The sequence below is a fragment of the Williamsia sp. CHRR-6 genome (assembly GCF_018474015.1).
Lineage (GTDB): Bacteria > Actinomycetota > Actinomycetes > Mycobacteriales > Mycobacteriaceae > Williamsia_A.
On the sequence record NZ_JAHCSG010000001.1, the window covers coordinates 826,653 to 841,133 of the forward strand.

The 14,481-nt window shown below is 66.2% G+C and carries 12 protein-coding genes; 3 read left to right on the plus strand and 9 right to left on the minus strand.

Features of this window, described 5'->3' with window-relative positions; genetic code table 11:
• The first annotated feature begins 68 nt into the window (after positions 1-68).
• Genes KIK15_RS03690 through KIK15_RS03700 form a run of 3 tightly spaced genes read left to right on the plus strand, consistent with a single transcriptional unit; the run spans position 69 to position 4,311 of the window.
• Positions 69-2,042, plus strand: coding sequence for a beta-glucoside-specific PTS transporter subunit IIABC (locus KIK15_RS03690; protein ID WP_214242757.1), 1,974 nt, complete (start codon positions 69-71; stop codon positions 2,040-2,042).
• Positions 2,039-3,457: a glycoside hydrolase family 1 protein gene (locus KIK15_RS03695; protein ID WP_214242758.1), complete on the plus strand. Its 1,419-nt coding sequence runs from the start codon at positions 2,039-2,041 to the stop codon at positions 3,455-3,457. Before KIK15_RS03690 ends, KIK15_RS03695 begins: the two co-directional genes overlap by 4 nt.
• Entirely contained in the window at positions 3,454-4,311 is an 858-nt protein-coding gene (locus KIK15_RS03700) for a PRD domain-containing protein (RefSeq protein WP_214242759.1), read from the plus strand. Before KIK15_RS03695 ends, KIK15_RS03700 begins: the two co-directional genes overlap by 4 nt.
• 37 nt (positions 4,312-4,348) lie before the next feature.
• Here KIK15_RS03700 and KIK15_RS03705 read toward each other — a convergent pair whose 3' ends face one another.
• The 9 genes from KIK15_RS03705 to KIK15_RS03745 all read right to left on the minus strand — a co-directional run bounded on the left by KIK15_RS03705 (position 4,349) and on the right by KIK15_RS03745 (position 14,469).
• Entirely contained in the window at positions 4,349-5,449 is a 1,101-nt protein-coding gene (locus KIK15_RS03705) for a hypothetical protein (RefSeq protein ID WP_214242760.1), read from the minus strand.
• A gap of 2 nt (positions 5,450-5,451) precedes the next feature.
• Complete coding sequence (locus KIK15_RS03710; RefSeq protein WP_214242761.1) at positions 5,452-6,240, minus strand: hypothetical protein; 789 nt, start codon at positions 6,238-6,240, stop codon at positions 5,452-5,454.
• 63 nt (positions 6,241-6,303) lie between these two features.
• Positions 6,304-7,551, minus strand: coding sequence for an MCE family protein (locus KIK15_RS03715; RefSeq protein WP_214242762.1), 1,248 nt, complete (start codon positions 7,549-7,551; stop codon positions 6,304-6,306).
• Complete coding sequence (locus KIK15_RS03720) at positions 7,548-8,879, minus strand: MCE family protein (RefSeq protein ID WP_214242763.1); 1,332 nt, start codon at positions 8,877-8,879, stop codon at positions 7,548-7,550. Before KIK15_RS03720 ends, KIK15_RS03715 begins: the two co-directional genes overlap by 4 nt.
• 3 nt (positions 8,880-8,882) lie before the next feature.
• The gene (locus KIK15_RS03725; protein WP_374222806.1) at positions 8,883-10,148 is read right to left on the minus strand and encodes an MCE family protein; all 1,266 of its coding nucleotides are present in this window, start codon (positions 10,146-10,148) and stop codon (positions 8,883-8,885) included.
• A complete protein-coding gene (locus KIK15_RS03730) occupies positions 10,145-11,188 on the minus strand; it encodes an MCE family protein (protein ID WP_214242764.1) in 1,044 nt (347 codons plus the stop codon). Before KIK15_RS03730 ends, KIK15_RS03725 begins: the two co-directional genes overlap by 4 nt.
• Before the next feature lie 15 nt (positions 11,189-11,203).
• Positions 11,204-12,277 (minus strand): MCE family protein, encoded by a 1,074-nt coding sequence (locus tag KIK15_RS03735; protein ID WP_214242765.1) that lies wholly within the window; start codon positions 12,275-12,277, stop codon positions 11,204-11,206.
• Complete coding sequence (locus KIK15_RS03740; RefSeq protein WP_214242766.1) at positions 12,274-13,605, minus strand: MCE family protein; 1,332 nt, start codon at positions 13,603-13,605, stop codon at positions 12,274-12,276. Before KIK15_RS03740 ends, KIK15_RS03735 begins: the two co-directional genes overlap by 4 nt.
• A gap of 3 nt (positions 13,606-13,608) precedes the next feature.
• Complete coding sequence (locus tag KIK15_RS03745; RefSeq protein ID WP_214242767.1) at positions 13,609-14,469, minus strand: ABC transporter permease; 861 nt, start codon at positions 14,467-14,469, stop codon at positions 13,609-13,611.
• Positions 14,470-14,481: the final 12 nt, after the last annotated feature.

Here is a 14,481-nt window from a genome sequence, read left to right on the forward strand (position 1 = left end):
AGCGTATTCGGTTGTCGGGCATGGTCCTTCGGCCGCCACCTGGTCGAACCCACGAGACGGAGGTCGCAATGACGCGAACAGATCTACCGACCCTGGCCGCATCCATCCTCGACAAGGTGGGGGGCGCGGACAACGTGGCGAGCGCTGCCCATTGCGCCACCCGGCTGCGGCTGCAGCTGCACGACGAATCCCGCGCCGACGCCGACGCCGTGGAAAAGCTGCCCGGCGTGCTGACCGTGATGCGGGCCGGCGGACAGTTCCAGGTGGTCATCGGCACGAACGTCGCCGACGTCTACGCGGCGTTCACCCCGCTGCTGGGCCAGGACCACGACGCAAGCACCGCCACTGCGCCTGCCAAACCCACGCCCAGACCCCGCACCATCGGCCAGTTCTTCGGCTCCGCACTGGAAGTCATCGCTGCGTTGCTCTCGCCCATGTTGTGGACTCTGGCCGGTGCCGGTCTGCTGAAAGCGTTCGTCTCGGCAGCCGATCAGTTCAACTGGTTGGAGACGACGAGCTCCACCTACAAGATCCTCGATGCCACCTCGAACTCGCTGTTCTACTTCCTGCCGATCATCCTGGCCGTCACCGCAGCTCGACGATTTCGGGCCGACGAGTTCACCGCGATGGCCATCGGCGGCGCGCTGGTGTACCCCTCGGTGGTCGAATTGGCCTCGGCGAAGGGCGATGTCGACTTCTTCGGCATCCCCGTCGCGACCTTCAACTACACCAGTTCCCTGATCCCCATCATCATCGCGGTGTGGGTGCAGGGCCACCTGGAGCGGTGGCTGCGGCGCTGGGTCCCTGAGGTGGTCAAGAACTTCGCTGTGCCGATGATCGTGTTGATCGTGATGGTCCCGTTGGTGTTGTTGACCATCGGACCCATTGCCAGCCACCTGTCGGACTGGATCTCCTCGGGCATCTCCTCGGCCTTCGACGCCGTGCCCTGGCTGGCTGGAGCGCTGATGGGCGGGCTGTGGCAGTTCTTCGTGTTGTTCGGGCTGCACTGGGCGTTCCTGCCGATCATCGCCGGCGAGGTGACGAGCAACAAATTCTCGCTGCTCGGTGGCCCGTTGCTGCCTGCGGTGTTGGCTCAGGCCGCAGCCACGTTCGCGGTGTTCCTGCGTACCCGCAGCGCCAAGCGCCGCGCGGTGGCCGGCCCGGCCACCTTCTCCGGTTTCCTGGCCGGCATCACCGAGCCCGCCATCTACGGCGTCAACCTGCCGCTGCGCCTGCCCTTCGCCTTCGGCATGCTCGGCGGTGCGGTGGGTGGCGCGATCGTGGCGTCAGGTGGCACGGCGGTGTCCTCGCTGGTGCTGCCATCACTGCTGGCCATCACCGGCTTCACCGCGGTCGGCAACATCGTCACCCTGATCATCGGAACGGTGACCGCCGTCGCGGTGGCCTTCGTCCTGACGTTCATCTTCGTCGACCGTGAGCGCCCCGACCCTGAGTCCACCGAAGCCGACCTGGACGGATCCGGCCAGGCCGACACCGACGCAGCCGACACCGATCACCACGACTCAGTTGCCCTGTCGCCCAGGGTGTCTCAGACCACCCCGTTGACTGTCGAAGCTCCCGTCGCCGGGACGACCGTGGCCATGGCCGATCTGCCCGACCGGGTGTTCGCCTCCGGGGCACTGGGGCCGGGCCTGGCCGTCACGCCCGAGGACGGTCGCATCCTGTCCCCGGTGGACGGCACGGTGGTGGTGGCCACCAACACCGGTCACGCTTTCGGCCTGACCACCGCCGACGGCGTGGAGGTGCTGGTGCACGCGGGGATCGACACCGTTCGACTCGGCGGCTCCGGGTTCACTGCGCTGGTGCAGCGCGGCGACACCGTGCACGCCGGCGACCCACTGGTCGACGTGGACCTCGATGTGGTGCGCGCTGCCGGCTACGACACCTCCGTGATCGTCGCCATCACCAACTCAGCGCGACTCGGTACCGTCGAACCCGCGCCGCCCGGAGTGCACCTCGAAGCCGGTGACCCGCTGCTGAGGGTTGCCGCCGCCAGCATCGATGAGGAGATCAACGCGTGAGCTCCACTGAACCACAACTGTTCCCGAGCGATTTCCTCTGGGGAGGCGCCACCGCGGCCAATCAGATCGAGGGCGCCTACGACGTGGACGGGAAGGGGTTGTCGATCCAGGACGTGATGCCCCACGGCATCACCACCCCACCCACCGACGGCCCCACCCCTGAGAACCTCAAGAACGAGGCGATCGACTTCTACCATCGCTACCCCGAAGACATCGCCCTGTTCGCGGAGATGGGCTTTCGGGTGTTCCGGTTCTCCATCGCCTGGAGCCGCATCTACCCCAATGGTGACGACGCCGAACCCAACGAGGCCGGCCTGGCCTTCTACGATCGCGTACTCGACGAGCTCGAACGGCACGGGATCGAGCCGCTGATCACCATCAGCCACTACGAGACGCCCCTGCATCTGGCGCGAGAGTACGGCGGCTGGACCAACCGGAAACTGATCGGGTTCTACGAAAAGTACTGCCACACACTGTTCACTCGCTACGGGCATCGGGTGAAGTACTGGCTGACGTTCAACGAGATCAACTCGATCATCCACGCCCCGTTCATGTCCGGGGCCATCCCCACGCCCAAGGAGCAGCTGTCACCGACAGATCTGCATCAGGCCATCCACCACGAGCTGGTGGCCTCGGCCCGGGTGACCCGTTTGGCCCACGAGATGATCCCTGGCGTCCAGATCGGTTGCATGCTGATCGCGATCCCGGTCTACCCCCTGACCCCGGACCCCGAGGACGTGGTGGCCGCCATGCACACCGACCGGGCCAACTTCGCATTCGGCGACGTGCACTGTCGAGGCGAATACCCCGGGTACCACCTGCGGTGGTTGCGCGACAACGGTGTCGAACTGCAGATCACCGACGAGGATCGGGCCGACCTGCGCCACACTGTCGACTTCGTGTCGTTGAGCTACTACATGAGCACCTGCGCCACCGCCGATCCCGATGCCACCGCCGGTGCGGGCAACCTGATGGGTGGCGTCGCCAACCCGACCCTGCCCGCATCGGAGTGGGGTTGGCAGATCGACCCGCAGGGGCTGCGCGTCATCCTCAACACCTTCTGGGAACGGTGGGGCAAGCCGCTGTTCGTCGTCGAGAACGGCCTGGGCGCCCGCGACGAGGTGACCGAGGTCGACGGTGTGGCCACGGTGATCGACGACTATCGGATCGACTACCTGGCGGCGCACCTGCGTCAGCTGCGAGAGACCCTCGTCGACGGCGTCGAGGTACTGGGCTACACCAGCTGGGGGTGCATCGATCTGGTGAGCGCATCGACCGCCCAACTGAGCAAGCGCTACGGGTTCATCTACGTCGACCGCAACGACGACGGGAGTGGAACCGGAAACCGATTGCGTAAGAAGTCGTTCGGCTGGTATCGCGACGTGATCGCCTCGCGCGGAGCGCGTCTGGGATGACCGGGGTCACCGGCGGCGTTCCGGCCCGAATTCTGCGTGTGTTCAACAACAACGTGGTGTTGGCCCGGGACCCAGACCGGGGTGAGGTGATCCTGACCGGCCGAGGCGTGGGGTTTGCGGCCCGGCCCGGCGACCTGATCGACGCGGAGAAGATCACGAAGGTCTTTGTGCCCGAACACGGTCGCGACCCGGACACGGTGGCAGCGATGGTGGCGGCCATCCCCGCCGATGTCATCGAGCTGACCACGCAGGCCCTGAGCACAGCCCGACTCGACTCCGTCCCCGCCTCCACGGTGATCGCCATCGCCGATCACCTCGCGGTGGCGATGCGGCGGCGCCGAGAACTCGACGAGCACGAGCCGGCCCACCCGCTGCAGGCCGAGGTGGCGCACCTCTACCCCGCTGAGCTTGACGTCGCACGCAGGGTGGTGGCCGCGGTCAACACCGCCGCCGATTTCGACCTACCCGATGACGAGGCGACGTCGGTGGCCCTGCACCTGGTCAACTCCGGCTTCACCGGCGGTGATCTCACCCTGACCTACCGGATGACGGGACTGTTCACCCAACTGCTGGACATGTTGGAGCAGCTGGTGGGCTGGCCCATCGCCCGTGACTCGATCGATGCGGCCCGATTCATCACCCACATGCGATATTTCGTGGTGCGCGCGCACACCGACCGGCAGCTCGACCGGGGGATGTCGGCCGCCGCGGAGGCCATCCGCACCTCACTGCCGGAGGCCTACCAAGCGGCCACGCGGCTACAGTCTCTGCTGGAGCTGCGGCTGTCGATCACCATGACCGACGACGAGGTCACCTATTTGGCACTGCACGTCGCCCGACTGACCCGTGCGTGAGGTACGTGGGTCCTGACCGATGTGCGTCACGTACGGGTCAGAAGTCGACGAAGTCGGAGATCAACCAGTCTCCGTTGACCCGCGCCACCGAGACCTGATACCGCTTGGTGCCGCTGCCGGCTGCGGTTTGCCCGTCGGTCTGACTGAACAGCAGGTTCACTATCAACACCGCCTTGTCACCGTCGATCGAACGCACACCGACGGTGTCGACCCGACAGTCCACCGCGCCCTGGGTGAGCCCGGCCTGGGTCAACGCATCGCGAACGCTCTTGCTGTACTGGCCGAACCGCTGAGCTGCGGTACCGGTGACGTTGCCGCGGGCGTTGCGCTCCCACTCGTCGAGCTTGTCGTACTTGACGCCGAAGATCGAGCAGATACGCGACTTGGCCTGGCCGCTGATCTCGTTGGTCAACGCGGAGTCGACGAACGCCTTGTTCGACCCGATGGACACGCCCGGCTTACTCGTCGCGATCAATCCGATCACCGCGATCACCGCCGCGGCCACCGCCAGCGCGATGACTGTCTTCCAGGTCGGCCGGCGACGCACGCGACTGGTGGCCGGAACGGGCACGCGTTCGATCGCAGGCCGGGTGGCCGCCGGTTTGATGGTGGACACGCGTGCCGCCGGCGGCCGCTTCTTGCCACGCGGCCCTGCAGGTGGCTTCGCCAGCGAGATGGACCCGGTGGCGGGGGCCGCGTCGAGGGCGGCCGCGTCGGTGTCGGGGGCAGGAGCATCGGCCTCGGTGACAGCAGTGTCGGCCTCGCCGGCGGCGAGACTGATGGCAGCCGTCTCGGCCGTTTCGGCACCCTGGGTGTCGGAGAGATCGTCGGCGGCGGTGGGCGGCGGCGCCTTCTTCGCCGGGGCCGCAGCCTTTTTCGCCGCCGGCATCACCTTCTTCGCCGGGGCCGCAGCCTTCGTGGCCGGAGTCCCAGCCTTTGTGGCCGGGGCGACCTTTTTGCCTGGAGTCCCAGCCTTTGTGGCCGGGACGACCTTCTTGCCTGGAGTCCCAGCCTTCGTGGCCGGGACGACCTTCTTGGCCGGGGTGGGCGCAGTGTGCTCACCTGCGGGTGTGCGTCCGGCGACCTTCGGGGTCCGGCGCGGAGGGGTGGCCTTGCGGGGCGGGCGGGGTCGGGTCATGGTCAGTTGCCTCCCGGCGCGGCCGGCACCTGCGGGGCGGCGGGAACCTGCGGTGCGGCCGGATCGGCGGGCGCAGCCGGTGCCGCCGGATCGGGGGTTGCCGCGGGGGCGGCCGGGTCCGGGCTTGCCGCGGGGGCGGCCGGGTCCGGGCTTGGCGCGGGGGTGCCCGCAGCCGGATCCGTGGTGCCCGGGTTGTCGATGGCCACCGCATCAAGCGGTTGGATGTTGCTGGCCTTCCACGCCGATCCCTGCTTGGTCACCTCCACCTGGAAACCCATGGACTGGGTGGAGGGCTGCTCACCTGGCCGGGCCGCAGTCACCTCGAGGAACACCACGGTCTTGGCGGTCTTGTCTTCGGTGTCGAGTTCGACGACCGCGCTGCGGACCAGCTTGGCCGTCAGCTTGGCCGGGTCGGTACCGGTGGCTGCCTTCTGGATGGCCCCGAACCCGTCGCTGCCGAGCAGCTGGGTGCGCGCGTTGCCGGTCACCGATTCGCGAAGCCGCTTCTGGTAGGCGGCCGAATCTTTCAGATCGATGTTGAGGACGTTGAGCATGGCCTGTTCGGCTCCACTGAGGGCGTCGTCGCGCGCAGTCTGCACGGGCTCCCGGTTGAATGCGGCGTCGTACCAGCGGTAGCCCGACACCGCGGCGAACACCACTGCCGCGACCAACGCCACCACAGCCGCAGCTGTCGCCAAGGGCAGTCCTAGGCGGGACAAGGCGCTGGGCTTCTCATCGGTCTCGGTATCGGTGCTCACCGCTGGGGTGCGCACGGAATCAGATTTCTTCATCGCAGGCCACTGTAACCATCGAAGCTGTGTGCGCCATCACCCGCGCGAACGCAGGTGGTGGGCTCACTTCTGCCGAACGCCCAGCAATGCGGCCAGCTGGGTGGCCAGTGGGTTGAGGTCCAACTTGTCCGGATCACGCTTGGGGAGCGAATCCCACGGCTGTGCGATGTAGGGGTCTGAGTACTTCGCGTTCTGGGCACCGCGCACACTGGTCGGATTGCCCTGGGCCACAGCACACTTCGCGTTGGTGTTGAAGGGGAAGTCGTCGTAGCGGATGTCGAAGTCGGGGTTCTTCTTCTTCATCTCGTCGATCATCTTCTGGGTGCCCTCGTACCCGAGCGTGCACGACGGCGGGTTGTTGGTCTCCAACACGATGCCGAAGTGGATGGTGCCATCTCCCGGGGCGGGAGAATAGCTGCCGGTGGACAACGCCCCCACCATCGCCAGCACCGGCGAGATGCCGCTGTAGGTTCCCTTCACGTTGCGCACGTCGAGCGCGAGGTTGCGCACTGCGGTGGTGATGTCGCCACCGCTGCGCGTCAGCAACGCCGAGAGCTGCGTCGCCGAGGTGGTGCCGGTGGTCAGCAGACGCCGCAGGTCAGGATCGCTGGTGGCCAGCTGCGCGGTGATCAGGCCGAGGTTCTTCGACCAGTCCAGGATCGCATCGGACACGTCGGCCTGCGTACCCAGCACGGTGTCGGCGTTACGGATCAGCGAGATGGTCTGGGGCAGGTTGTCGTTGCCCGATCTCGACAGGTTGACCAGCGAGTCGACGAGGTTCTTCAAGTTCTCCGCGCGGCCGTTGAACGCCTTGCCCAACTCGGTGACCACCGTGTTGAGGTCGTCCAGCGGAACCGACGAGGTGAGGTCGATGGCACTGGAGAGCACGTCTTGCACCGGCACCGGGATGGGCTGGTCGCCGATGCCGACGCTCGAGCCGTCCTTGAGGAAGGGACGTCCCGCCGAGGTGGGGCGCAGGTCCACATACTGTTCACCGATGGCCGACCGGTTGGCCACGACCGCCTTCGCCGACGCCGGGATCTTCGGCCCGCCGGACTCGAGCTTCATGACCACCCGGACCCCGTCACGCTGCAGTTTCAGCGACGACACCCGTCCCACGGGCACACCCTGATAGGTGACCTCGGCGTTGCTGAAGATGCCCCCGGAGTCCGGGAAATCGGCGTTGACCGTGTAGTAGCCGACCCCGACGAGGCGACCGAGCTGCGCGTACTTGGCGCCTACGTAGACCACCGCCAGCACACCAACCACGGTGAACGCGATCAGCTGCCAACGCACCAGCTTGGACATCATCGTCCCGGTGCTCCTGTCTTCGGTGCCGGGGCCTTGGCCGGGGCTTTGGGAGCCGGCTTGGGGCCGAAGAGCATCCCCAGCGGACCGCTCAGCGGCGACTGGTTCTTCTTCGGGGCCGGCAGCACCGGATACCGACCACCCGACGGCGGCGTGTTGGGGCCGGGGCGAGCGTTGAGCAGCGGCAGCAACGTCACCGTCGGCCAACCCGCCCGCGGGCCGTTGCCGTTGGTGTAAGGGTTGCGCGGGTCGAGCACCGGCTGCGGACCTGAGCCCACCGGCTGGTAGCGCGGCTGCGGCTGCCCCACACCGAGCGCCTCGAGCTGATTGAGCAGACGCAGGTCGACCGTGGCGAACAGGTTGGTCGAGTCACCACGCACACCCGGAAGCAGCTGGTCGGGGAACGGATAGGTGGGCAGCAGCGGCAGCGCCGTGATGATGTCGGGCGCCGCCTTTGCCAAGGCCTGCAGCGTCGGCCGCAGCGACCGCAGGTCGGTGATGATCTCCTCGCGCGCCCGCCCGAGGATGTCCACACCCACCTGGCCCAGACCGTCGAGCTTCTGCAGCAGGGTGACGAACTGTGGACGCTGATCCTCGAGCACCTTCACCCCCGCGGGCAGCTGATCGAGGATCCGGTTGATCTGCGTGGTCTGCGCCTGCGCGCGGGTGGACAGCGTGGCCAGACCGTCGATCGCCTTGGTGATGTCGGCCTTCTGGTCGTTGAGGCTCTTGATCAGCTTCTCGGTCTGGTTGAGCAGCGAGTTGACCGTCTTGCTGCGGGACCCGCCGAGCGCGATGTTGAGTTCCTTGACCACCGGCGTCAGCTGGGCGATGCCGCCACCGTTGAGCAGCATCGACAACGCACCCAGCACCTGTTCGATGTCGGTGGCGGTGCCGGTGCGCAGCACCGGGATCGGGGTTGCCGAGTCCTGACGGGGCGCGGAGCTGCGCAGTTCGGGATCGCTCAGCGAGATGAACTTCTCACCCAAGAGGTTGGTCTGGGCGACCTTGGCCTGCGACTTGGTCGACAGGTCGATGGTCCGCTTGACCGACACCTCGATCTGAGCCGACCACCCGTCGGGCGCCACCTCGACCTTGGTCACCTTGCCCACCGTCACGCCGTCGAACTTGACCGCCGACTGCGGCACGAGGTCCAACACGTCGTTGAACTGGATCTTGTAGGAGCGCGGGTTGTCGCCGGTGTCGGCGCCGCCGGGCAGCGGCAACGAGTAGATGCCCCCGGATGAACACCCGGTCACCATCACCGCGGTGGCCACCGAGACCACGCCCAGCGCGACTGCCGCGCGCCGTGGGAGATCGAATCGCGTCATGGTCTACCCACCTGTCAATCCGGGTGACGGCGTTCCGGGAACGGTTCCGGGCACAGGTCCACGCTTCTGCTGGTTCTCGCCGCTCATGATGCCGAACGGCAGGTTCAGAGTTGGGGTCATCGAACCCTTGGTGATCTGGGTGGCGATGGCCGAACACTGGTTGAGCAGCGGGCGCAGCGTCTTGCTGAACTGCTGGAACTGCGGGTCGCCGGGCTTGAGCTTGCCAAGGTCGAGCAGCTTGCAGCCGGCGCCGGCGAGGTCCTGCAACTCCGGCAGCACCACACGCAGGTCGAGGGTGCCCGACTCGGCGTTGTAGGCGTTGATGAGGTTGTTGATCGTCACCGGAAGGACGGTCAACAGTTCCTTCTGCGAGTCGGTGGTGTCGGCCAAGGTCTGGGTGGTGGGGATCAGTTCCTTGACCCGATCGCCGAGGGCGATCCGGTTGTCCTGGACGAACCCGGCCACGTCGCCCAGGGCGATCGACAGCTTGTTCAGCGCCTGACCCAGTTGCTGGCGTTCGCCGGAGAGGAAGCCGGTGAACGACGCGAGCTGGGTGTTGAACTGGCGCACCTGGGCGTCGTTGTCGGCCAACGCCTTGACGAACACGTCGAGGTTCTTGATGGTGTCGACGATGTTGCCGCTGGAGTCGCTGAGCGTGGTGGCGGCCTTCGACAACTGCTCGATGGTCTGACCGAGCTTCTCACCGTTGCCGCCGAGGTTGGCCGCGCCGGTCTTGATGAGCTGGCTCAGCGCTCCGTCCTTGTTGGCGCCGTTGGGCCCGAGTGCGGTCGACAACTTCTGCACGCTCGCATAGAGCTGGTCCACCTCCACGGGGACCATTGCCTTGTCCTCGCCCAAGGTGATCCGGCTACCGGCCTTGGGGCCCTCGGAGTACGTGGGGGTGAGCTGGATGTAGCGGTCTGCTACGAGGGACGGAACCACCTGCACGGCCCCCACATCGGCGGGCAGGTCGTTGTCGCCGTCGATGGTCAACTTCACCCGGACGCGATCACCCTGCGGGGTGACCGAATCGACGGTGCCCACCTTGACCCCGGCGATACGCACGTCGGTGCCCGGGTAGATGCCCACCGAGCTCTTGAAGTAAGCGGTGATCTTGGTCTGGTTGATGGTGCTGAACAACCACCACAGGGAGCCGACCACGACCAGGGCCAGCACCAGACCGATCACCCCGATGACGATGTGGCGCGGGGTGAACCACCGTCCGGGACCGGCCGAGTCGCGCAGATCGTGTTGCGCTGCGGACATCATCCGGTCGCCTCCGTTCCACCGATGTTGAGATTGCGGGTCCGGTTGGGCGGACGCAGCGTGTTCTGCGCGGGCAGACCCGGCGGCAGGATGTTGGTGATCACCGAGTCGAACCAGCGGCCGTTGCCCAGCACGTTGGCGTAGAGCCGGTAGAACGGCGCGAGGTTGATGATCGCCGACCGCAGGTTCTTGTCCTGCTTGCGCAGCAAATCGGTGACGCCCTTGAGCGACTCCAACGCCGGCCCGATCTGCTTCTCGTTGTCACGAACGATCCCGGTCAGCGTGGTCGAGAGCTGGGTGGTGCTGCTCAACAACCGCGAGATCGATTGCTGCCGGTTGTTCAACTCCGCCAACAGATCTCCCGCGCCGGCGATCAACCGGGTGAACTCGACGTTGCGGTCGGCGAGGATCTTCGACGTGCCCTTGGTCGCCTCGAGCAGCTTGCGCACCTCGTCATCGCGACTGGCGATGGTGGAAGACAACCGGGTCAGCCCGTCGAGTGAGTTGCCAAGTTCTGCCGGGGTACCGGCAAACGCGGCGGACAGCGTCCGGAAGCTGGTGGCGAGCTGATCGGAATCGACGTCCTTGATCTGCTTCGACGCGGCGCTGAAGGCATCGATGACGTCGAACGGGGACGTGGTCTTGGTGATCACCTTGTTCGGGTCGGCCTGCTTGTCGCCGCTGGGATCGACGGCCAGGTACTTCTGACCGAGCACGGTCTTGATCTGGATGGACGCCGAGCTGTTGTTGCCGATCCAGGTGTTGGCGACCGAGAACTTCACCCGCACCTTGTTGTCGTGCAGGGCGACGCTGGTCACCGAACCGACCTTGATGCCCGCGACCCGCACCTCACTGCGCGGTTTGAGTCCGGCTGCTTCGCTGAAGTCGGCCGTGTAGATGGTCGAGGCGCCTACCAGGGGAAGGCTGCCGAGATAAAACGACGACACCGCCGCCATCAGCAAGATGAGCACGCCCATCGATCCGATGCTCACCGGGGTACGCCGCGGTGCGTCCGGGCGTTTGTTGACTTTCTGATCAGCCATGGTTGTCCTCCTCCCTCACTTCGGCGGCTTGTCGTCGGCCCAGCACCGTGTGGCCACGTTGGTGTAGAGCACGTAGTTGATGTCGGGCAGCGGGATCAACGGCTGACTCAGCAGCGTGGACTTGCCGTTGCCCGCCGAGATGTCCAGGCCGCAGAGGTAGAACTGGAACCACGAACCGAACGTCGCCGCGCGGCCGATCTTCTGGGCCTTGATGGGCAGGTTGGTCAGTGTCTTCTCCACCTCGCCGCGACGATCGTTGATCGTGTCGCTCAGCTGCTTGAGGCCTGCGATGGAGCCCTGCAGGGACGGTCCGACCGGGGTCAGGATCGAGCTGGTGACCGAGGTCAGGTTCGACACCGAGGTGATGGCCGAACCAACCGAGTTCTTCTGCGCGGCAAGGCCACTGACGAACTTCTCGGTGGTGGTCAACAGGGTGGTCAGCTCGTCGTCGTGCTGGTTGATGTTCTGCAGCACCGCGCCGAGGTTGGTGATCAGTTCCCCGATCACCCGGTCCTTGTCGGCGATGGTGTTGGTCAGCTCGGCGGTGTTGGACAGCAGGCTGGTGATGGTGCCGCCCTCACCCTGGAACACCTGGATGATCTCGTTGGCCAGCTTGTTCACGTCGTCGGCCGACAGGTCCTGAAACAGCGGCTTGAACCCGTTGAACAACTCGGTCAGGTTCACCGCCGGGTGGGTCTGTGACAGCGGGATGGTCGACCCCGCCGAGATGGTGGAGTCGATGTCACCGGGACCCTTCTCCAGGGCGACATATCGCAGACCGGTCAGGTTGCGGAACCGGATGAACGCCTGCACCCCGTCGGGCAACCGTTTGCGGTCGATCGAGAAGGTGACCTTGGCCTTGTTGCGGTCGTAGATCTTCACGTCGCGCACCTCGCCGACGCGTACACCGGAGATGCGCACGTCGTCGCCGGGGTTGAGAAGGGCGGCGTCGGTGAAGATCGCCTTGAAGTCGTTGCCGCCGCCGGTACCGGAGTTGGCGATGGTCACCCCGAGTGTGGCCGTCGCGATCACGGTGATCACCGTGAACACGATCAGTTTGATCAGCGGCGAATAGAAGTTGTTCTTCACTTGATGGTCACCTGCGCTCCCTGCAGGCCCGGCGCCACGATCTGGGCGATCCAGCTGGGCACGTCGCCAGGGTTCACACCGGCCTCGGCCGCCATAATCGCCTGCAGGGCAACCTTGTTCTGCGGATCGTCGTACACGCTGGGCTGGATGACTCCAGCCGGCTTGCCCGAGAAATCCGGGATCGGAAGGGTGGGAAGGTTACGCGGACCGGGGTTGCGCGACGGCGGCTGGTAGGAGCCGTCGTTGAGAGATCCACCCGGGTACTGCGGGAACGGGCGGCCACTCTGGTAGTGCTGCGGGTAGCAGCGCGGTCCGCGGTCGTCGAGCAGACGCGGTTCGTCCTGGTTGGGCAGGTAACGACCACGCGGGTTCGAGAAGCTCAGGTTCACGCGCACACCGGGGTTCTTGGTCCCCACACCCACGATGTTGCCCACCTCGGGGACCAGTCCGGCGAAGTTCTTGAACGTGCACCCGAAGGCCGGCGAATGCGTGGCCAGCGCAGTGAGCAACGGCTCGGAATCGATGGCCAGGGTCAGCAGGTCGCGTCGGTTGGTGCGTAGGAAATCGGTGGTCTGGATCGCGGTGGCGGTGACCGTGGAGATCAGTGTCTTCAGATCGCCCTGCTTCTCCACCAAAGTGTTGGTGGTGGTGCGCAGGGTGTCCAACGAGTCGACGATGTCGGGCAGCGCCTGTGAGTAGGTCTGGGAGAACGTCGCCAACCCACGCAGGGTGCCCTGCAGCTGCGGCATGTTCGCGTTGACCTGGGTGAAGATGTTGTTGAGTTCCTCGAAGCTGGCTCCGAGCTTCTCGCCGTTGCCGTCCAGGGCCTTGGCCAGCGCGCCGAGCGTGACGCTGAGGTCCTGCGGCGGGATGGCCTTGAGCACCGGTAGCAACTTGTCGAAGAACGTCTGCAGCTCCATCGCGTTGCCGGTGGAGTCGGTGGCGATGGTCGCCCCGTTGCGCAGTGGCTCGCCGCTGTCCCCCGCGGGCAGCTGCAACGCCACATAGCGCTCACCGAAGAGCGTCTTGGGCAGGATGCGGGCAGTGGTTCCCGCCGACAGCATCTTGGCCTTGTCCGGGTCGAGACCCAACTTGACCGCAACGGTGCCGTCGGGACGGGTGGTCACCTCACGCACCTGTCCCACCAGCACCCCGCGGACCTTGACGTCGGCGTTGTTGGGCAACGCGTTGCCTGCCGAGTCGGTGGTCAAGGTGACGTCGGTGAAGGTGGAGAACGTCTGGTTGAACTTCAGGATCGACCCGCCGATGACCAGGGCCAGCACCAGGAAGAACACCAGACCCAGCAGACGTCTACGCAGTACGGCCATGGCTCAGCCCGCCACTCGGACAGTCGTGGTGGTGCCCCAGATGGCCAACCCCAGGAAGAAGTCGAGCACCGCGATGAGCACCAGGACAGCTCGCACAGCGCGTCCCACGGCCACGCCCACACCGGCCGGTCCGCCGCTGGCGTAGTAGCCGTAGTAGCAGTGCACGAGGATGGCGACGAACGCGAAGACCAGCACCTTGCCGAAGGACCACAACACGTCCGCCGGTGGCAGGAACAGGTTGAAGTAGTGGTCGTAGGAACCCGTCGACTGCCCGTTGAACGTCGTGTTGATCAATCGGGTGGCCAGGTAGGCCGACAGCAGGCCCAGCACGTAGAGCGGGATGACCGCGATGAATCCGGCGACCACGCGGGTGGTCACCAGGAACGGGACCGACGGCACGGCCATGACCTCGAGGGCGTCGATCTCCTCGGAGATACGCATGGCACCGAGCTGGGCGGTGAAACCGCATCCGACGGTGGCCGACAGGGCCAGACCGGCGACCAGCGGGGCCACCTCACGGGTGTTGACGTAGGCCGACAGGAAGCCGGTCAGTGCCTGCGACCCGATCTGATCGAGGGCGGCGTAGCTCTGCAGGCCCACCACCACACCGGTGAAGCCGGTGAGCAACACCATCACACCGATGGTGCCGCCGATGACGGCCAGTCCGCCGGCGCCGAAGGCCACCTCGGCGAGCAGGCGCAGCAGCTCCTTGGGGTAGGCCACGATGGTGCGCGGCGCCCAGGCGACGGCGCGACCATAGAACGACATCTGCTCGCCGGCGCCGTCGAGCACCTTCAGCGGCGCGTCGACGGTCTTGCGGATGCGGTAGGTGAACAGGTCGGCCCTGCTCTTGGCGATCGTCATTGCTCAGTCCTC

Excerpts from the sequence above, each read along its gene's own strand:
- KIK15_RS03690 (WP_214242757.1), top strand. The coding sequence starts at position 69 with ATGACGCGAACAGATCTACCGACCCTGGCCGCATCCATCCTCGACAAG.
- KIK15_RS03705 (WP_214242760.1), bottom strand. The coding sequence starts at position 5,449 with ATGACCCGACCCCGCCCGCCCCGCAAGGCCACCCCTCCGCGCCGGACC.
- KIK15_RS03700 (WP_214242759.1), top strand. The coding sequence starts at position 3,454 with ATGACCGGGGTCACCGGCGGCGTTCCGGCCCGAATTCTGCGTGTGTTC.
- KIK15_RS03710 (WP_214242761.1), bottom strand. The coding sequence starts at position 6,240 with ATGAAGAAATCTGATTCCGTGCGCACCCCAGCGGTGAGCACCGATACC.
- KIK15_RS03730 (WP_214242764.1), bottom strand. The coding sequence starts at position 11,188 with ATGGCTGATCAGAAAGTCAACAAACGCCCGGACGCACCGCGGCGTACC.
- KIK15_RS03745 (WP_214242767.1), bottom strand. The coding sequence starts at position 14,469 with ATGACGATCGCCAAGAGCAGGGCCGACCTGTTCACCTACCGCATCCGC.
- KIK15_RS03740 (WP_214242766.1), bottom strand. The coding sequence starts at position 13,605 with ATGGCCGTACTGCGTAGACGTCTGCTGGGTCTGGTGTTCTTCCTGGTG.
- KIK15_RS03720 (WP_214242763.1), bottom strand. The coding sequence starts at position 8,879 with ATGACGCGATTCGATCTCCCACGGCGCGCGGCAGTCGCGCTGGGCGTG.
- KIK15_RS03725 (WP_374222806.1), bottom strand. The coding sequence starts at position 10,148 with ATGATGTCCGCAGCGCAACACGATCTGCGCGACTCGGCCGGTCCCGGA.
- KIK15_RS03715 (WP_214242762.1), bottom strand. The coding sequence starts at position 7,551 with ATGATGTCCAAGCTGGTGCGTTGGCAGCTGATCGCGTTCACCGTGGTT.